Origin of the sequence: Streptomyces sp. NPDC088553 (genome assembly GCF_044752965.1) — a bacterium.
GTDB lineage: Bacteria > Actinomycetota > Actinomycetes > Streptomycetales > Streptomycetaceae > Streptomyces.
In genome coordinates this window covers 269,530-288,134 of record NZ_JBIVMG010000009.1, presented here as the reverse complement: position 1 = coordinate 288,134, position 18,605 = coordinate 269,530, and the positions used below count along the sequence as shown (strand labels likewise).

Sequence of the window (18,605 nt, the reverse complement as noted above, 5' to 3'; positions counted from 1 at the left end):
GGCCACCCGCGTCCGCGCATCCGTCATCGAACAGGAGGGGTCCCGTGAGTGATCCCAGAAGCGGTCCCTGGAGTTCCGCGAGCGGCACCCTGCTGCTCGCCCCCCTGCCACCGCCGCGTGCCCTGCCACGGCCAGGCTCCCTCGACCTGTGGCTGCTCAGGGTCTCCGACGCCCGGGGCACCGGCCTCGACGCCGGTGTCCTGGACGCCACCGAGCGGCAGCGCGCCGCCGGTCTGGCGCACGCGGAGGACCGGGTCCGCTTCACCGCCGCCCATCTGGCACTGCGCCGGCTGCTCGGCACGTACCTCGACACGCTTCCGCAGGACATTCGCTACGGCCGGGAGACCTGCCCCTGCTGCGGCGGTCCGCACGGACGGCCGACCGTCCTGGGCGCCTCGCGCGGACTGCACTTCTCGCTCTCCCACCGAGGGGACCTCGTCCTCGTCGGGACGGCGGTGGCGCCCATCGGCGTGGACGTCGACCTGGTCGCCGACCCGGGCGGCGCCGCCGAACTCGCCGCCATGCTGCACCCCGCCGAACAACGCGAGATCGAGGCGCTGCCACCCCCGCGCCGCCCCCGGGCGCTGGCCCGGCTGTGGACCCGCAAGGAGGCCTACCTCAAAGGGCTCGGCACCGGTCTCGGCCGCGACCCGGCGGCCGACTACGTGGGCTCGGGCAGCCCCGACGGAACGCAGCCGCCCGCGGGCTGGACCCTGCTCGACATCCCCGTCGACCGCGGCTACGCGGCGGCGGTGGCCGTCCACGGCGAACTGACCACGCCGTCGCCCCGGGTGAACCGCCTGTCGGAGCGCGACATCAGGGGAGACCCGCCGAGCCGCGCGTGAGCGCCTCGGGCGCACGCGGAAGGTCCCCGGACAGATCGTCCGGGGACCTTCCGCGTTTCCCTCGACAGCCGATGACCGGACGACCGGAGATCAGCCGGCCAGCGCGATCCACTCGTCGAGCTGCTCCTGCGTGGTGGCCGGATCGGCCACCAGGTCGGCCAGCTCGTCGCCGGCGTGATGGCGGGTCGAGACCGCGGGGCACCGCGCGCACGCGGCGACCCCGGTCTGCTTCCACCACTGGCACCGCGCCCTGAGGTGACACCGCGGGACGGGACCGTCCTCCTGCGCGGCGGGCCGGGACAGCACCCGCTCGACGAGCGTGCAGTCGCCGCCCCTGCGGTTGACGCAGTCGCTGACACAGTGCGACGCGAACCGCAGGACGCGTCGCGGCTCGACGCCCTCCGGCACCTCGCCGAGCACCTCGGCCGCCGGTACGGGATCGGCCAGGTACACCACGCCCGTCCTGCCCGGACCGTACGCCCAGGACGACGGACTCCGGCGCGTGCGCCTCTCCGCTGGGGCACCAGGTCTGCGAGGAGCCGTCCTCGCCCACGGTGGTCACCTCGGCCTCAGCAGGTGCCGGACTGGGTGCCGGCGACCTGCGTCACCCGGCCGCCGACGCTCTGGCTCAGCCCCTGCTCCCCGGCCAGCTCCTCCTGGGCGACGGCGAGCCGGATGCTGTCCTTGAGCTGGGCCGCCGAGGTGATGCGTTCGGCCGGGGCGGTCTCCGACGCGCTCGCCGCACCGGCACCGGCGACGACGAGTCCCGCGGCCAGCAGTGCGGCGGCACCGGCCGCGGCCACCTTACGAGTCGGGTTCTCCATGGCGTACTCCTCCTCCTGGTATGGGAGTTGCGAGCGTAGGCCGGTGGAGAGCCATGGCCGGAACTTTGCGGCGGCAGTTGACCGGCGGTTACGTCGCCGAGGGCGGGACCTGCGGGATCGCCGCCTACGTCCCCGAGGGCGGCGCCGGCGGAAGCGGTGCGCCGGCCAGCCGGTCGAGGGCGGCGCCGCTCGGGGTGGCCGTTCCCGTGAGGGTGCCGATCAAGGCCTGGGCGAGGACGGTCGCCGTACCGATCCGGCTGTCCTCGCGCTCGTCGCCGGTGACCTTCCCGATCACCGCGTCCCGTACCGCCGGGGAGGTGTCGGCGTCCCCGAACAGGTCGGGGAACGACAGCGCCATCATGCACACGCCCACGTTGGCGGAGAGGATCGAGCGCCCCGCGAGCTCCGGGGTGGTCCGGAGCCGCCCGGCGTCACGGCAGCGCTCCACCGCCTTCAGGAGGATCGCCTGCGCCTCCTTGATGGCCCCCGGCTTGGCGTCGCCGGTCGGCGTGAACATCAGCCGGTAGAGGTGCGGGTTGCGGAGCGCGAAGGAGACGTGGCTGTCCCAGGCCGTCCGCAGATCCGCCACCGGATCGTCGGTGAGCGGGTTCTTGCGCTTCTCGGCGAGGAAGCGCTCGAAGCCGATGTCGGCGACCGCCGTGAGCAGGCCCTGCTTGTCGCCGAACTGCCGGTAGATCTCGGGCATCCCGACCTTCGCCCGGTCGCAGATGGCGCGGGTCGAGATCGCAAGGGCGTCCTTGGTGGCGAGGAGTTCCTCGGTGGCTTCCAGGATGCGCGCGCGTGCGGTCGACATGCCTCCCACGATAACAGCGCTGACAGTCCTTCGTGATCGATGCTTACAGGTTGTGTTAGCGTTGAAAACATCTGGGGGGTCGGGCGCCGCCCCCCGGGCCGTCCGACCGTTCGCGACGAGAGAGCTGGTGTTCCCCCATGAACCGTTCGACGTTCCGTCACGCCGCAGCGGGGGCCGTGGCGGCCACTTGGGCGTGACCGTCCTCGCCGCCCGCGGCGGCGAGGAGGCACCGACAGCTGGAACATCCACTCCGAGGACACGCGGTCCCTCGTGCAGGCGTTCGAGGGCCGGGGGATCGAGGGCCCGCTCGTCGACCTCGCGCCGGACGGCGCCCCGAAGAACCTCTCCTGAACCCCGATCTCACCCTCCGCACCGCTACGAAAGGAACCACCATGACCGCCTCCACCACCCTCCGTGATGTGATCGGCCTTCCCCAGGACCTGCCCCGCCTGAGCGAGTCGGCGCTGATCATGATCGACTTCCAGAACACCTACCGCACCGGCGTCATGCGACTCGACGAGGCCGAGAAGGCCGTGACCGCCGGCGCCCGTCTGCTCGCCGCCGCCCGCGCCGCGGGTGCGCCCGTCGTGCACGTCGTCAACGACGGCGGCGAGGGCACTCCTTACGACATCCGGGCCGAGATCGGCGCGATCAGCGACGAGGTCGCCCCGGTCGAGGGCGAGAAGGTCGTCGTCAAGCAGTTCCCCAACGCCTTCCACGCCACCGACCTCGAAGCGACCCTGAAGGACCTCGGCGTCACCGGAGACCTCGTCATCGCCGGATTCATGACGCACATGTGCGTCCTCTTCACCGCGCAGGGCGCCTTCAACCTCGGCTACCGCCCGACCGTCGTCGCCGAGGCCACCGCGACCCGTTCCCTGGAGGCCCCCGACGGCACCGTCACGACGGCGGAGGCGCTCCAGGCCGCGAGCCTGACGACGGTCACCGACCTCTTCGGCACCGTGGCCCGCACGGTCGACGAGCTCGTCGCGTAACGGGTTCTCCCGGTCGGCGAGGGGTGCCGCCCGCCCGGCGGCACCCCGGCCGGCCTCCGTCCCACCCCCGCCGGGCCCCCGCCCGGCACCCGACACCCGACACCGGGAGTTCACCCGAGGTGTGCCGAAACACCGCCTGATGATCGGTCACGGGTCGCCCGACTCGGCGGTAATGGCGGTCGGCCCGTGACGGATCACCCGGGCGCTCCTGTTCCGTACGCCCCCTGGAGGATGTGTGCCCCCCGCCGCCGAGACCGTGCTCGACGAGGTCGACGGCGAGGAGGGGAAGCGCGGCCCGACGCGCGCGACGGGCTCCCCGCGGCGCCGGCTGCGCTCACCGGCCGTCGCCGGCCCGCTCTCGGCCGCCCTGTTCACCGCCGTCCTGTTCGCCCTCGCCACCCGGCTCTCGCGCAGCCACCCCTTCGGCCCGGTGACCAGGAACATCGTCGACCTGGGCCAGCAGTACCTGCCGTTCCACGCGTACTGGCGCGAGTTCCTCCTCGGCGAGACCCACGGAGACGCCTTCCTCAACTGGAACTCCGGCTTCGGCACCGGCTTCCTCGGTGACATCGGCACCTATCTGAGCAGCCCCTTCGACCTGCTCGTCGTGCTCTTCCCGGCGGACCGCATCGAACTCGCCCTGTACGTCGTCACCGCCGTCAAGATCACCGCGGCCGGGGCGGCGATGGCGCTGCTGCTCCTGCGGATGCGCCCCGGTCCCTGGCCGGTCGCCGCCGTGCTCGGCAGCGCGTACGCCCTCTCGGGCTGGACCTTCAACCTCGGTGCCACCGTCCCGATGTGGCTCGACGGACTCGTCGCCTTCCCGCTGCTCTGCCTCGTCGGGGAGTGGGCCCGCACCGGGCGCCGCCCCGTCCTCGGCCCCGTCGTGGTCGCCCTGGCCTGGACCGCCAACTTCTACACGGCGTACATGGCGACCATCGGGGCCGCCGTCGTCCTGGCCGTACGGCTCCTCACCGCCGAGGAGACGGCCGGCGTACGGCAGCGCCTCGCCGGGGCGCTGCGTGCCGCACGCGGCGTCCTCATCGGCATCGGCCTCGCCGCGCCGCTCGTCGTGGTCATCTTCCTCGGCACCAAGGTCGCCGACCCCACCCCCGAGTCCACCTTCGCGCCCGCCGCCTGGGCGGACGTCCTCGCCAGGTTCCTGCCGGCCACCACGAGCCTCGCGAGCCCCGCCCTCTTCATCGGTACGCCCGCGCTCGCGCTCGCCCTCACCCTGCCCTTCAACGGGGCCGTCGCCCCGCGCGTCCGGGCCGGCTGGTCGGCCGCGGTCGTCCTCGTCACGCTCTCCCTCCAGTGGGAGCCGACCCATCTGCTCTGGCACGCGGGCGCCTCGCCCAACGGCGTCCCGTACCGGCAGGCCTTCGTCCTGTGCGGGCTGCTGATCGTCGCCGGCTGGTTCTCGGCCGCCCGGGGCGTGCCGCGCCCGACCGCGCTCCTCGCGGGCGGCGCCCTGCTCGGACTCCTGGCCTGGGCGGCCCACGGCAGCATCGACATCGACCACTGGACCTACCCGGCCTTCGGCGTGGCCGCGGCCCTCGCGCTCGCCGCCGCCCTGGTGGCCCTCCCGCACCACCGCGGGAGGACGGCCGGCGCGCCGCCCGCACCCCGCACGGCACCCGCCGCTCCCGCGCGCGCCCTGAGCGCCGCGCGCCTCCTGCCCGTCCTCGCCGTCGTCCTCCTCGTCGTCGCGCAGGCCGGCGAGGCGGCCGTCACCGGGAAGCGGATCGAGGAGCAGCAGCGCGACAAGGTCTCCTGGGCCCCCCGGATCGGCCCCTGGCACACCGCCGTGGCCGACGAGGTGGCCCGCGCGGACGCCTGGCCGAAGTACCGGACGGAACCCGGAGAGGTGCCCGGCGGCAACGACGTCCTGATCGTCGGCGGCCAGGGGGCCGACTACTACAGCAGCCTCACCGCCGAGGTGACCTCCCGCACCCTCGCCTCCCTGGGCTTCGGCCACTACGCCAAGGGCCGCCACCCGGTCACCCTCGACAACCCGGTCACCGACGCCCTGTTCTCCATCGGCACCCGGGTCCGCTCGGTCCCGACCGAACCGCTCCGCCAGGACGCGCCGCCCCGGGCCACGGTGTCCGTCGCCACCACGCCCGTACCGCCACTGGTCACCGTCCGTCCGGCGAAGCGTCCGGCCACCCACCCCGGGGACTCCGCCTTCGCCGAGCAGGAACGGCTCCTCGGCGCCGACGTGTACGAGCTGCCGGCCGTCACCCGTGACGGACGGACCGTCAGCGCCCGTTGCCCGGCGGGCTCCCAGGCCTGGTTCTGGGCCCCCGAATACCGCGGTGGCGCGACGCTCGCGGGGGAGCAGCGCGTGGACTTCGAGGGCAAGCCGCCCGCCGTCCGGGGCCCCATGCGGGCCCTCGGCACGGTGCCCCGGTCCGGCGAGGTGCGGATCGAGCTGAGCCCCGAGCGCAAGGTCCGGCTGCCCCGTCAGCCGGTCGGCTGCCTGGTCCGGGACCGGCTCGACTCCGCCGTGCGGGAGCTGACCGCCACCGGGGCCATCGAGGTGCGCGCCACCGGACACACCGTCACGGCCGAACTGCCCCCGGGCAGCACCGGCACCGCGGTGCTCGCCGCGCCCCGTATCTCCGGCTGGCGCTGCGCCGCCGGCGACGCGGAGCCGCGCCCCGCGCGCGCGTACCAGGGCCTCGTCGCGATCCCGCTGGACGGCCGGGCGAACACGGTCACCTGCTCCTTCCGCCCGCCGGGTCTCAAGCTCGGCGGCGCCGTCGGCCTGACCGCCCTCCTCGCCCTGATCGCGACGGGAGCCCTGCACCGACGGGCCGGGCGGCGGGCGGAACAGCGGGCGGACCGGCCGGCCGATGGACCGGCCGTCGCGTGAGGCGGTTTCCGCACGGACTTTCCACGGGAGACGCCAAGAGTTCACCCGGAGTGCACACGCGGATCGTTCGCCCGGAAAAGTGGAGCGTTACCGTACCCGCCGTAGCGGCCTTTAATTGTTCGATTCAGTATGGGGATTCCGAGTGCCGAAACTGTCCGTCGTCGTACCGTTCCACAATGTCGGGGCCTATGCGCCCGACACCCTGCGCAGCCTCGCGAACAACGCGGATCCGGAATTCGAGTTCCTGCTGATCGACGACTGCTCGACGGACGACACCCCGGAAATCCTCGACCGCTGGCGCGACCGACTGCCGAACGCCACCGTCATCCGGCACGAGACGAACAGCGGTGTCGCCCAGGCGCGCAACACGGGAATCGATGCCGCGCGCGGGGACCACATCACCTTCCTCGACGGCGACGACTGGTACGCCCCCGGCCACCTGAAGGCCATGGTGACCGGAATCGAGCGCCTGGACTGCGATTTCGCCCGAACCGACCACGTTCTCTCGGAGGGCCGGAAGCGGAACATCCGCTATGCCCCCGCCAAGCGCCGCGACACCGTGATGGACCCCCGTGACGGAATCTCGCCCGCCAGCATGGTGACGATGGTGGACTATCCCTTCGTCCCCTTCGGCATTTACAGCTCCCGTCTCTTCCAGAACGGCGAATCCCGTTTCGAGACGTCCCTGAGAACGGCCGAGGACCGCCTCTGGGTATGGCGCCTCCACCTCAAGGCACGCACCTTCGCGGCGCTTTCCCTGCACGGCGTCTTCTACCGCCGGGGCGTCACCACCTCGCTCACCCAGATCACCGACAACCGGCAGCTCGACTTCATTCCGTCGTACGACACCCTGCTCGCCGACGTCTCCCGGGACGCGGAGGCGGACCGCTTCCTCCCGAAGGCGGTCCGCACCTACTGCGCGATGATCGCCTTCCACATGGGCAAGGTCGACAAGTACGAGCCCGCCGTCGCCGAGCGGCTCCGCGTCGATGTGCGCGACGCGCTTCACCGGATGCCGCAGCAGGTCCTCGAAGAGACCCTCTCCACCATGGACACCCCCCGCAGCACCCTCCTCCGGAGCCTGCGCGACACCGTAAGGACCGCCTGACCCATGGCCCCCGCCCCCGCCGCCGACAAGGCACCGGCGCACGACCCGGCCACCGACGGCCGCCCGGTCCAGATCTTCCAGGTGTCCACCCTGTACGGCGCCGCCACCCTCGCGGCCTCGCTGGACGCCGGCCAGTTCGGCCCCCGTGAGGACCACCGCAGGCTCCTGCTGATCTCGCGCAACGCCGAGATCCCGGAGACCGCGCCGCGCATGGAGGCGATGACCGGCTACGAGCGGATCGCCGCCCGTTTCGACGGCGTCCTCGACTGGAACGAGGCGATCCACCCGTACCATCCCGCCGCCTGGGCCCCCCGCCCCGAGGACGCCCCGCTCTGGCAGCGCGTGATGCGCACCGCGTGGCAGCTCGGCACCGCCCCGGTGGAGCTGATCGTCGAGTCCATCCAGGTCAATCCCGCCAAGGCGCTGGCCGGCTGCTTCCCCGAGAGCGCCCTCCACGTCTACGCGGACGGCCTGATGAGCTACGGCCCGACCCGCAACGACCTCGCGCAGTCCATCGCCTGCCGCGTCCGGCGGGTCCTCCACCTCGACCTGGTGCCGGGCCTGCGCCCCCTCCTCCTGAGCGAGTACGGCGTGGAGCCGGAGCTCGTCCCCGACGACGCGTTCCGCGCGGTCCTCGCCGAGATCGCCGAGGAGGCGGCCGACGACCCCGAGATCGTCCGGGCCGCCGCCTCCGAACCCACGGCCCTGATGCTCGGCCAGTACCTCGCCGCCCTCAGCCTCCTCACCGCCGAGGAGGAGGAGGAGCTGCACGTGCGGATGCTCCGCGGCGTCACGGCCGCCGGACACCGCTCGGTGGTCTTCAAGCCGCACCCGACCGCGCCGGCGAGCTACTCCACGGCGCTCCAGGAGGAGGCGGAGCGGTCCGGCGTACGGCTCACCGTCCTCGACGGACCGCTGCTCGCCGAGACCTTCTACGAGCGGTGCAGGCCCCGGCTCGTCGTCGGCTGCTTCTCGACCGCGATGTTCACCGCCGCCGTCCACTACGGCGTCCCCATCGCGCGCGTGGGCACGGCCGAGGTCCTCGAACGGCTCACCCCCTTCGAGAACAGCAACCGGATCCCGCTCACCGTCGTCGACCACCTGGTCGCGGACCTGGAGCAGGGCGAGGAGCCCTCGGTCCCCGGAGCGGCGCCGGACTCGCTCACCCCGCTCGTCCGCGCCGTCGGCTACTGCATGCGACACAAGAGCCACCCGGGGATGCGCGAGGAGGTCGCCCTCTTCCTGGCCGAGCACCACGCCGACCCGGGGATCGCGCACCACTTCGACGGCGAGCGGCTGACCCTGCTCGGACTGCCGGGCGGCACGGAGACGCAGGCGCGGAGGGGCGGCGTGCAGTCCCGGCTCCGCCGGAGTCTCGTACGGTCCCGACGGGGCTGATCCGGTCCGGCCGGCCGGGGCTGATCCGGCCGGGTCGGCCGGCGCGAGGCCGCCGCGTCACGCGTGCGGGCGGCGGCCTCCCCGGGTCACACGGCGGGGGACGTGACGAGGGTGAAGACCGCGCCCTCCGGGTCCGTCACCAGGGCGAGCCGCCCCGCCGTGGCATCGCGCGGCGGGCGCAGCACATGGCCGCCGAGCCGCAGGACGAGCCGGGCGGCGGCGTCCGTGTCGGCGACCTCGAAGTACGTCATCCAGTGGGGGCCCCGGTCCCGGGGCAGCTCGTTGCCGACGCCGTGCAGCGAGGCCACCGGGAGCCCGTCCACCAGGAGCGTGGCGTAGTCGTGGTCGGCGGACACGACCGGCTCCACGTCGAAGCCGAAGACCGTCCGGTAGAACTTGCCGACCGAGGACGTCTCGTATGTGAGGAGCTCGTTCCACACGGGGGTCCCGGGCGGTCCCGCCGTCGCCGTGCCGTGGTGCGCCTCGGCCTGCCAGACACCGAAGACCGCGCCCACCGGGTCGGAGCAGACCGCCATCCGGCCGGCCTCGCCCGCGTCCAGGGGGCCCACGGCCACGGTGCCGCCGCAGCAGCGGATGCTCTCGGCGGTCTCGTCGGCGTCGAAGGTGGCCAGATAGGGGGTCCAGGCGATCGGCAGATGCCGGTCGGGCGGCAGCTGGCCGATGCCCGCCACCTCCTTGCCGTCGAGCAGCGCGCGCACGTACGGGCCGAGAGGCTGAGGACCGGGTTCGAACTCCCAGTCGAAGAGTGCGTTGTAGAACTCCTGGGTGGCGTCAAGCCCGTGCACCATCAAGCTCACCCAGCACGGTGTGCCGGGTGTGCGCCGAGTCGCCTCGGTCATCGTGACTCTCTCCTCGGACCATCGTCGTGCCCGTGTCCCCGTCCGATGGTGTCACCGACGGGGCCGTGGCGCGCCCTGGTCGCACCAAAGAGTGGCGCGAACCCGCTGAGCCGACGCGGGGAGGACGCCGGGTTCGTCCCCCGCGGCCGTGCGGCTGCGCGAGGATGGCACCCATGAACCCCATCATCGTCGTAAGCGAACTGCTGAGCGAGTCGGCCGGGCCCCGGCCGCCGGTTCTCCTGGACGTCCGCTGGACGCTGGGCGGCCCGCCCGGACGTCCGGCGTACGAGGCCGGGCACCTCCCCGGCGCGGTCTACGTCGACCTGGACTCGGAACTGGCGGGCCCGCCCGGTGCCGGCGGACGCCACCCGCTGCCCGACCCGGAGGTCTTCGGGGCCGCGATGCGCCGGGCGGGCGTCTCCGCGGCCACCCCGGTCGTGGTCTACGACGGCGGCATCGGCTGGGCCGCGGCCCGCGCCTGGTGGCTGCTCCGCTGGGCCGGCCACCAGGACGTCCGGGTCCTGGACGGCGGTCTCGCGGCCTGGACGGGGGAGCTCACGGAGAAGGTGCCCACGCCGGAGCCGGGCGACTTCCGGCCGCAGCCGGGCGCGCTCGGGCTGCTCGACGCCGACGGGGCGGCGGCGTTCGCCCGCTCGGGGCTGCTCCTGGACGCGCGGGCCGCCGAGCGCTACCGCGGGGACGTGGAGCCGATCGACCGGGTCGGCGGGCACATCCCGGGCGCGGTCTCGGCCCCGACGACGGAGAACGTGGACGCGGAGGGGCGTTTCCTGGGCGCCGACACGCTGCGGGACCGGTTCACCTCGCTCGGCGCGGCCGAGGGGACGCCGGTCGCGGTCTACTGCGGCTCGGGCGTCTCTGGGGCGCACGAGGTCCTCGCCCTGGAGATCGCGGGCATCCCGGCCGCGCTCTACGCGGGCTCGTGGTCGGAGTGGTCGGCCGACCCCACCCGCCCGGTGGCCACGGGCCCGGACCCGCAGTAGCCCCCGCCACGGAACCCGCGGTGGTCCTCAGGCCACGGAGCCCGCGGGTGGTCCTGCGGTCAGGGAGCCCGCGGCGGTCCTCCCGCCACGGAGCCCGCGGCGGTCCTCCCGCCACGGAGCCCGCGGTGGTCCTGCGGTCAGGGAGCCCGCGGCGGTCCTCCGGCCGCGGAGCCCGCGGCGGTCCTCCGGCCGCGGGCCCGCAGGAGCCCCCGGCCACGGAGCCTGCGGCGGTCCTCCGGCCGCGGGCCCGCAGGAGCCCCCGGCCACGGAGCCTGCGGCGGCCCTCCGGCCACGGCCTGCGGTAGCCCCCCAGCCACGGAACCCGCACGGGTCCTCACGGCGCCCGCAGCAGTCCTCCGTACCCGGAACCCGCACGGGTCCTCCGCACGCGGAAGAGGGCCCGCGCCGATCCCGGCGCGGGCCCTCTCCCTCGTACGGCCGAGGCCGTCAGTCCTGCTTCTTCCTGCGGGTGCCGAAGACGATCTCGTCCCAGCTCGGCACCGCCGCGCGGCGGCCCGGGCGGACGCCGTCCGCCTCGGCCTGGCGGTCGGTGGTGCCGGTGAGCCGGTCCCGGTGGCCCGAGACCGCGCGGGGCATGAGGACGTCGGCGTACGCCGAACCGGCGCCCGCCGAAGCGGCCGGGGCCGGCGGCTCCTCCGCCTCCACCTCTTCCGAGGGCTCCGACGAGTCGGGCTGCTCGGGTACGACCATGTCGCCGCGGAAGCTCGGCACGGCCTCCAGGAGGCTCGTCAGGGAGTCCCGCTCGTCCTCCGGCTCGGCGGACGCGGACGCCCGCTCCAGCTGGCGGTGGTCGAGCTGACGGTCCAGGGCGCGGTCGAGCGGCCGGTCCCGGGGCAGCCGGGCGATCCGCGGCACGAACGGGAAGCTCGGCTCCGGCGCGGCGGCGATCGTGTCGTCCGTCTCGCCGATCAGCGCACGGGCCTCGTCGTCCACGGCCTGGACGAGCCGCCGGGGCGGGTCGTACGTCCAGCTGGCCGTGTGGACCTCGCCGGCGACGCGGTAGACGAGCAGCACCTCCCAGGTGCCGTCGTCACGGCGCCAGGAGTCCCACTGCACGGTGTCCTTCTCGGCGCCGCGCAGCAGCAGTCGCTCCTGCACCGCCTCGCCGAGCTGGGGGCCGCTGTTCTCGCCGGGCCTGCGGACCGGGGTCTTGCGGGCCCGCTCCGCCATGAAGGCGCGCTCGGCGAGCACGGGGCCCTCGAAGCGGCGCACGCGGTCGACGGGGATCCCGGCCATCGTGGCGACCTCCTCCGCGGAGGCACCGGCTCGTATCCGTGCCTGGATGTCGCGGGGGCGGAGGTGGCTCTCCACCTCGATCTCGATCTGGCCGAGGCGCGCGCGGTCGTTGCGCACGGCGGCGCGAAGCCGCTCGTCGATCGGAAGTGTGTACTCCGTGCTGTCAGCAGCCTTCAGCACCAGTCGTGTGCCGTCGTTGGAGACGGCCACGACACGCAGTTCGGGCATGGGGACCTCCCGGGTGGTGCCTGCCGACGTCACGTGCGTCGCTGCTTCCGCTAGTCGAGTGTGGCCTGCCCGGGTGCAGCCTGCCACTACCTTGCCGAGTTGCCCGGCGTGTCGGGCGTGGACCCTGGGACGCCGTTATGCCACGGTTACCAGTTGGCTACTCGGAGTGACAGGCGGTCACTCTGTGCAGTCGGTTCCCGTGCGATGCCGCGGCGCCGCCGGTCGAGCGCCGTGTCCGGCCCCCTCCCCTTGATCCCGGGCACCCGTGAAGGCGTCCGGACCCAGGGTTCGTCAATGTACTCCATTCGGGCCACCTGGGTGGACCGGCGCGCCGCCCAACTTCTCGGGCGGTACGGGAGTTGAGTCTCCGCGATCTTCCCCCTTACGTGTCGCTCTTCACAGAAAGAGCAGAAACGGAACTATTCCCTTCGCCCATTTGTCCCTTCTGGGTGCAAGGTGAACGGATGAGCCGTCAGGGGCTGGATCAGGGGTTGGAGATGCGTCACAGGCCGGAGACCGACACGGACGAGCCGGAGGAGGCGGACAGCGGGAGGAGAAGGATCGACCTGAGTGTGGCTCAGGTCTCGGGCAGCGCCCTGGCCGCGGTCATCGCCGCCAAACTCGCCTCCACCCTCGGCGTGTACGGCACCATCCTCGGCGCCGGTGTGATCAGTGTCATCGCCACCTGTGGCGGTCCGCTCTTCCAGCACCTCTTCCGGCGCACCGGCGAACAGGTCCGCGACGTGACGGTCGCCGCCAAGCCGAAGGCCCGTCAGGTGCCGCTCGCCCCGGGGCCGCGGGACGACCGCACCCTGATGCTGGGCACGGTCCGGGCACCCGCCCCGTACGCCGAGGAGCTCGACGAGGAGTCCGGCGCGGCGACGTTCGGCGCGGCGACGTCCGGCGCGGCGACGTTCGGCGCGGCGACCACCCACGGCACCCGGGTCCGCGGCTGGAAGCGCCCGGCGATCGCCGCCGCCCTCGTCTTCGGCGTCACCATGGGCGGCATCACCGCCTACGAACTCGTCTCGGGGCAGGACTTCAGCGGCAAGCAGGGCACCACCACGTTCGGATCCGTCGTCCGAGGCGGTGGCGGTTCGGGCCAGGAGGCGCCGCCGGCCGGGGACAGGGACCCCTCGACCGCGCCTTCCGGATCCGCCGACGGCACCGGACGGCCGGACGACGGCGCCGGCAGCCCCTCGACGGGCGCCACCCCCACCCCGGGCGACCGGGGCGACGGACAGAACGGCACCGCGACCCCCTCGCCCGAGCCGACGCCCTCCGGCTCGACCGGCGGCGAGCCGACGCCCACCCCGACGCCCACGGCTCCGACGACCGATCCGGCCACCCCGACCCAGGACCCGAGCGCCGGGACGGTCCCGCCGCAGACCCCGTCGGCGCCGACCCCGGCGGGAGCCGGGGACGGAGCCGGCACGGGAGCCGAGTGACCGTCAGTCGCCCAGGACCCGGCGCAGATAGTCGTTGGCGAAGAGCCGGTCCGGGTCGAGCCGGTCCCGCAGCGCCGTGAACTCGGCGAAGCGCGGATAGACCTCCGAGAAGTAGGCGGCGTCACGGGTGTGGACCTTGCCCCAGTGGGGGCGGCCCCCGTGCGCCGTCATGATGCGCTCCACCGCCGTGAAGTACGCGCGGTGGGGCGTGCCCTTGTAGAGGTGGACGGCGATGTACGCGGTCTCCCGGCCCGAGGCCGTGGACAGCGCGATGTCGTCCGCCGGGGCCGTCCGCACCTCCACCGGGAAGCTCACCTTGAGCGGCGAGCGCTCGACCATCGCCTTGAGCTCACGCAGCGCGGCCACCGCCGCCTCACGCGGAAGCGCGTACTCCATCTCCAGGAAGCGCACCCGGCGCGGCGAGGTGAAGACCTTGTACGGGATGTCGGTGTACGTACGGGCCGACAGCGCCCGGCTGGAGAGCTTGGCGATCGAGGGGATGACCGGCGGCACCGCCTTGCCCAGCGAGCACGCCACCTGGAAGAGCCCGTTGGAGAGCAGTTCGTCCTCGACCCAGCCGCTGAGCCGGCCGGGGGGAGCGGCGGGGCCCGCGCTGCGGTTGTTGCGTTTGGTGTTGCAGTTGTCCGTGTGGGGGAACCAGTAGAACTCGAAGTGCTCGTTCTCCGCGTGCAGCGCGTCGAACTCCGAGGTGACCCGGTCGAAGGTCATCGGCTCCTCGCGCGCGGTGAGCAGGAAGACCGGCTCGACCGCGAAGGTGATCGCCGTGACCACGCCGAGGGCGCCGAGCCCGATCCGGGCGGCCGCGAAGACCTCCGGATTCTCCTTCTCCGAGCAGGTGAGCAGCTCGCCCGCGGCCGTCACCAGCTCCAGCTCGCGGATCTGCGCGGCTATCGAGGCCGAGTCGCGGCCCGTGCCGTGCGTCCCGGTGGAGGTGGCGCCGGCGACGGTCTGCTCCATGATGTCGCCCATGTTCGTGAGCGACAGGCCCTCCCGGGCCAGCGCCACGTTGAGCCGCTTGAGCGGGGTGCCCGACTCGACCGTCACGGTCATCGACTCACGGTCGATCCGCCGGATCCCGGTCAGCAGTCCCGGCCGGATGAGGACGCCGTCGGTGGCCGCGATCGAGGTGAAGGAGTGGCCGGTACCGACCGTCTTCACCCGCAGCCCGTCCTCGGCCGCCCGGCGCACCGCCTCGGCGAGCTCCTCGGCCGAGGCCGGGCTCACCACCCGCACGGGGCGGGAGGTGACGTTCCCCGCCCAGTTACGCCACGGGCTGTCCGCCGTCCTGGCGCCGCCCGACCCCACTGTTGTCGTCCCGCTCACGCTGCCCCTCCCGGTTCGGCGCCGGCCTGCGCAGCCGGCGGTGTCCGAGGAGACCCACCGCGACCGCGAGCGCGCCCGAGACGACGGGCACCACGTACCCCGCCTCGGCCCCCGACGCGTCGACCACCCAGCCGGCGGCCGAGGAGCCGAGCGCCACACCGATCGCGAGGCCAGTACCCGTCCAGGTCATGCCCTCGGTCAGCTTGGTGCGCGGTACGTGCGCTTCGACGAGGGCCATGGTGGTCACCATCGTCGGTGCGATGGACAGGCCCGCGACAAAGAGCGCCACGGCCAGCAACGGCAAGTTCCCGGCCAGTAGGAGGGGGATCATACTCACGGCCATCGCGCAGATGCCCAGCAGCCAGCGACGGGACGGCTCGCCCTTGAGGTGGAGGAGCCCGAAGACGGCGCCGGCCAGACCGGAGCCCAGCGCGTAGACGGCCAGGACGAGACTGGCGGCGGCCTTGTGGCCCTGCTCCTCGGCGAAGGCGACGGTCACCACGTCGACCGAGCCGAAGATGGCGCCGGTGGCGACGAACGCGAGGGCGAGCACCCGGAGACCGGGGGAGCGGAGCGCGGAACCGCCCGTGTCGCCCTGGTGCGGGTGGGGGACCGGCTCGGTGGCGCGCTGCGCGGTCAGCCAGAAGACGCCGATGGTCAGGAACACCCCGGCGAACAGCGGACCGGCCTCGGGGAACCAGGCCGTCGACAGACCGATCGAGAGGATCGGGCCGAAGATGAAGCACACCTCGTCGACGATCGACTCCCAGGAGTACGCCGTGTGCAGGCGCCGCTCGTCGCCGCGGTAGATCTCCGCCCAGCGGGCCCGGGTCATCGCGCCGACGCTCGGCACACAGCCGATCACGGCCGTGAAGACGAAGAGCGTCCAGTCGGGGGCCTGCTGCTGCACGCACAGGAGGAGGCCGGCGGCCGCCACCAGCGAGACCAGGGTCACCGGGCGGAGCACCCGGCGCTGGCCGTGCCGGTCGACGAGCCGGGAGACCAGGGGGCCGAGGACGGCAGCGGACATCGCGAGCGTCGCCGAGAGGGCGCCGGCGAGCCCGTACCGGCCGGTGACCTGCGAAATCATGGTCACGATGCCGATGCCCATCATGGACAGCGGCATGCGGCCGAAGAAGCCGGCGACGGAGAACGACGCGGTGCCGGGCGCCTTGAAGATCGCGCGGTAGGGACTGGGCAAGAGGCTCTCCGGATCTCCGTGGTTCGGAGCGGGCTCCGCACGACGTCTCAACACGTGTAATTAATAGCTAAAGCCTACGGTGTTGAAGTCGATGGGGCATCCCCCTTTTTCGGACGAGCCCCATCGGACGGGAACGGCGGGCGAGCGCGGGTCGAGCGCCGGGCCGGACCTCCGCAGAGCGCCGGACGGGACCGCCGCCAGGGGCGCCGGGCCGGACCTCCGGTCGAGCGCCGGACGGGACCGCTGGTCCGGCGCCGGGTGGGACCTCGGTCGGGCGCCGTCGGACGGGCCGCGCCGTTCCGTGCCGGGCACGGGTGGGAGGATCGGTGTCATGTCCGATCAGCACGATCCCGCCCCGTACGACGCCCTGCTGCTGCTCTCGTTCGGCGGCCCCGAGGGCCCGGACGACGTGGTCCCGTTCCTGGAGAACGTGACGCGCGGCCGAGGCATCCCGAAGGAACGGCTCAAGGAAGTGGGGCAGCACTACTTCCTCTTCGGCGGCGTCTCCCCGATCAACGACCAGAACCGCGCGCTCCTCGACGCGCTGCGGACGGACTTCGCCGCCGCCGGCCTGGAGATTCCCGTCCACTGGGGAAACCGGAACTGGGCCCCGTACCTCACCGACACCCTCCGCGAGATGATCACCGACGGCCGACGCCATATCGCCGTCCTCACGACCAGCGCGTACGCCTCCTACTCCGGCTGCCGCCAGTACCGCGAGAACCTCGCCGACGCGCTCGCCACCCTCGAAGCGGAGGGGCTCCCGCTGCCCCGGGTCGACAAGCTCCGGCACTACTTCAACCATCCCGGCTTCGTCGAGCCCATGGTCGAGGGCGTCCTCGCCTCCCTCGCCGAGCTCGACCCGTCCGTCCGCGCCGGGGCCCACCTCGCCTTCACCACCCACTCCATCCCCGACTCCGCCGCCGACTCCTCGGGACCGGTCACCGAGCACGGCGACGGCGGGGCCTACGTCCGCCAGCACCTCGACGTCGCCCGGGTGATCGCCGACGCCGTCCGCGAGCGGACCGGGAACGACCACCCCTGGGAGCTCGTCTACCAGTCCCGCAGCGGCGCCCCCCACATCCCGTGGCTGGAGCCCGACATCTGCGACCACCTGGAGGCGCTGCACGGCGCCGGGGCGCCCGCGGCCGTCATGGTCCCCATCGGCTTCGTCTCCGACCACATGGAGGTCCTCTACGACCTCGACACCGAGGCCACGGCCAAGGCCGCGGAACTCGGCCTGCCCGTTCGGCGCTCGGCCACCGTCGGCGCCGACCCGCGCTTCGCCGCCGCCGTCCGCGAACTCCTCCTGGAGCGGGCCGCGCACGAGCGGGGGGCCCGCGTCGAGCGGTGCGCGCTGGGCGCCCTCGGCCCCTCCCACGACCTGTGCCCGATCGGCTGCTGCCCGGCCCGGGCGGAGCGCCCGGCGGCGGCCGGCGCCGACAGCCCGTACGCGTAAGGAACCCCTGTGACCGAGATGGCCGACGACGTGACCGAAGGGACCGACGTGACCGACCCGCTGCTCACCGAACTGCTCGACCTCGCCCTGGAGGCCGCACGGAGGGCCGGAGCGCTGCTGCGCGACGGCAGGCCGGACGACCTCGCCGTGGCGAAGACCAAGACGAGCCCCATCGACGTCGTCACCGAGATGGACATCGCCGCCGAGAAGCTGATCACCGGCTTCCTCGCCGACCACCGCCCGCAGGACGGTTTCCTCGGTGAGGAGGGCGCGTCGAGCCCCGGCACCAGCGGGGTCCGCTGGGTGATCGACCCGCTCGACGGCACCGTGAACTACCTCTACGGACTGCCCACCTGGGCGGTCTCGATCGCCGCCGAACGGGACGGCGAGACCGTGGTCGGCGTCGTCGGGGCCCCGATGCGCGGCGAGACCTACCGGGCGGTCCTCGGCGGCGGCGCGTACGCGGAGGGCGGCGCCTACGTGGACGAGCGGCGGCTCGCGGTCCGCCCCTCACCCCCGCTCGACCAGGCCCTCCTCGGCACCGGCTTCGGATACGTCCAGGCCCGGCGGGCCCACCAGGCCGACATCGCGCAGCGGGTGATCCCGCGCGTCCGCGACATCCGGCGCGGCGGCTCGGCCGCCATCGACCTCTGCGACGTCGCCGCCGGCCGCCTGGACGCCTACTACGAGCGCGGCCTCAATCCCTGGGACCTCGCCGCGGGCGCCCTGATCGCCCGCGAGGCGGGCGCGCTGACCGGCGGCCGCCCGGGGGAGCCGGAGTCCGGCGAACTGGCCCTGGCGGCCCCTCCCGGCCTCTTCGAGCCCCTCCAGGAGATCCTGGACGACCTGGGCGCCTGGCACGACTGACGGACGCGTGAGGGCCCCGGTGCCGGGAACGGCGCCGGGGCCCTCACACGTGTACGGGTCGAACGGTCGTACGGGTCG

Annotated in this window: 16 protein-coding genes; 9 read left to right on the top strand and 7 right to left on the bottom strand. The window is 73.6% G+C overall.

From position 1 onward, the window contains the following. Positions 1 to 44: 44 nt before the first annotated feature. Positions 45 to 845, top strand: a complete 801-nt coding sequence (locus ACIP8Z_RS29710) for a 4'-phosphopantetheinyl transferase family protein (protein ID WP_402088859.1) — start codon at positions 45 to 47, stop codon at positions 843 to 845. 90 nt (positions 846 to 935) lie between these two features. On the opposite strand, the gene ACIP8Z_RS29705 is transcribed toward ACIP8Z_RS29710, so the two are convergent. From ACIP8Z_RS29705 to ACIP8Z_RS29695, 3 genes are all read right to left on the bottom strand, one after another. Next, positions 936 to 1,301: a hypothetical protein gene (locus ACIP8Z_RS29705; protein ID WP_402088856.1), complete on the bottom strand. Its 366-nt coding sequence runs from the start codon at positions 1,299 to 1,301 to the stop codon at positions 936 to 938. A 113-nt stretch (positions 1,302 to 1,414) separates the two neighbouring features. Next, positions 1,415 to 1,669: a hypothetical protein gene (locus ACIP8Z_RS29700; protein WP_402088854.1), complete on the bottom strand. Its 255-nt coding sequence runs from the start codon at positions 1,667 to 1,669 to the stop codon at positions 1,415 to 1,417. 124 nt (positions 1,670 to 1,793) lie between these two features. Then, positions 1,794 to 2,483, bottom strand: coding sequence for a TetR/AcrR family transcriptional regulator (locus ACIP8Z_RS29695; RefSeq protein WP_402088851.1), 690 nt, complete (start codon positions 2,481 to 2,483; stop codon positions 1,794 to 1,796). Between the two features lie 392 nt (positions 2,484 to 2,875). Between ACIP8Z_RS29695 and ACIP8Z_RS29690 the strand changes: the two genes are divergently transcribed. The 4 genes from ACIP8Z_RS29690 (at position 2,876) to ACIP8Z_RS29675 (ending at position 8,862) form a co-directional block, all read left to right on the top strand. Continuing rightward, complete coding sequence (locus ACIP8Z_RS29690; RefSeq protein WP_402088849.1) at positions 2,876 to 3,478, top strand: isochorismatase family protein; 603 nt, start codon at positions 2,876 to 2,878, stop codon at positions 3,476 to 3,478. Between the two features lie 235 nt (positions 3,479 to 3,713). Beyond that, positions 3,714 to 6,356: a YfhO family protein gene (locus ACIP8Z_RS29685; RefSeq protein ID WP_402088847.1), complete on the top strand. Its 2,643-nt coding sequence runs from the start codon at positions 3,714 to 3,716 to the stop codon at positions 6,354 to 6,356. 142 nt (positions 6,357 to 6,498) lie between these two features. Beyond that, positions 6,499 to 7,464, top strand: a complete 966-nt coding sequence (locus ACIP8Z_RS29680) for a glycosyltransferase family 2 protein (RefSeq protein WP_402088844.1) — start codon at positions 6,499 to 6,501, stop codon at positions 7,462 to 7,464. Positions 7,465 to 7,467: 3 nt separating this feature from the next. Beyond that, the gene (locus tag ACIP8Z_RS29675; RefSeq protein ID WP_402088842.1) at positions 7,468 to 8,862 is read left to right on the top strand and encodes a polysialyltransferase family glycosyltransferase; all 1,395 of its coding nucleotides are present in this window, start codon (positions 7,468 to 7,470) and stop codon (positions 8,860 to 8,862) included. 86 nt (positions 8,863 to 8,948) lie between these two features. On the opposite strand, the gene ACIP8Z_RS29670 is transcribed toward ACIP8Z_RS29675, so the two are convergent. Continuing rightward, positions 8,949 to 9,722 (bottom strand): VOC family protein, encoded by a 774-nt coding sequence (locus tag ACIP8Z_RS29670; protein ID WP_319321419.1) that lies wholly within the window; start codon positions 9,720 to 9,722, stop codon positions 8,949 to 8,951. A gap of 173 nt (positions 9,723 to 9,895) precedes the next feature. On the opposite strand from ACIP8Z_RS29670, the gene ACIP8Z_RS29665 reads away from it, so the two are divergent. Beyond that, positions 9,896 to 10,723, top strand: a complete 828-nt coding sequence (locus ACIP8Z_RS29665; protein ID WP_402088839.1) for a sulfurtransferase — start codon at positions 9,896 to 9,898, stop codon at positions 10,721 to 10,723. Between the two features lie 447 nt (positions 10,724 to 11,170). Here ACIP8Z_RS29665 and sepH read toward each other — a convergent pair whose 3' ends face one another. After that, entirely contained in the window at positions 11,171 to 12,208 is a 1,038-nt protein-coding gene (gene sepH, locus ACIP8Z_RS29660) for a septation protein SepH (protein WP_402088837.1), read from the bottom strand. A 497-nt stretch (positions 12,209 to 12,705) separates the two neighbouring features. Between sepH and ACIP8Z_RS29655 the strand changes: the two genes are divergently transcribed. After that, a complete protein-coding gene (locus ACIP8Z_RS29655) occupies positions 12,706 to 13,656 on the top strand; it encodes a hypothetical protein (RefSeq protein ID WP_402088834.1) in 951 nt (316 codons plus the stop codon). A gap of 3 nt (positions 13,657 to 13,659) precedes the next feature. Here the strand turns inward: ACIP8Z_RS29655 and ACIP8Z_RS29650 are convergent, their stop codons facing one another. Together ACIP8Z_RS29650 and ACIP8Z_RS29645 are read right to left on the bottom strand one after the other, a co-directional pair. Then, a complete protein-coding gene (locus tag ACIP8Z_RS29650; protein ID WP_402088831.1) occupies positions 13,660 to 15,000 on the bottom strand; it encodes a D-arabinono-1,4-lactone oxidase in 1,341 nt (446 codons plus the stop codon). Next, on the bottom strand, positions 14,939 to 16,201 hold the full coding sequence (locus ACIP8Z_RS29645; RefSeq protein ID WP_402088828.1) for an MFS transporter: 1,263 nt from the start codon (positions 16,199 to 16,201) through the stop codon (positions 14,939 to 14,941). Before ACIP8Z_RS29645 ends, ACIP8Z_RS29650 begins: the two co-directional genes overlap by 62 nt. A 331-nt stretch (positions 16,202 to 16,532) precedes the next feature. On the opposite strand from ACIP8Z_RS29645, the gene ACIP8Z_RS29640 reads away from it, so the two are divergent. After that, positions 16,533 to 17,660: a ferrochelatase gene (locus ACIP8Z_RS29640; protein WP_402088826.1), complete on the top strand. Its 1,128-nt coding sequence runs from the start codon at positions 16,533 to 16,535 to the stop codon at positions 17,658 to 17,660. Between the two features lie 48 nt (positions 17,661 to 17,708). Further along, a complete protein-coding gene (locus ACIP8Z_RS29635; RefSeq protein WP_402088902.1) occupies positions 17,709 to 18,527 on the top strand; it encodes an inositol monophosphatase family protein in 819 nt (272 codons plus the stop codon). Positions 18,528 to 18,605 lie beyond the last annotated feature (78 nt).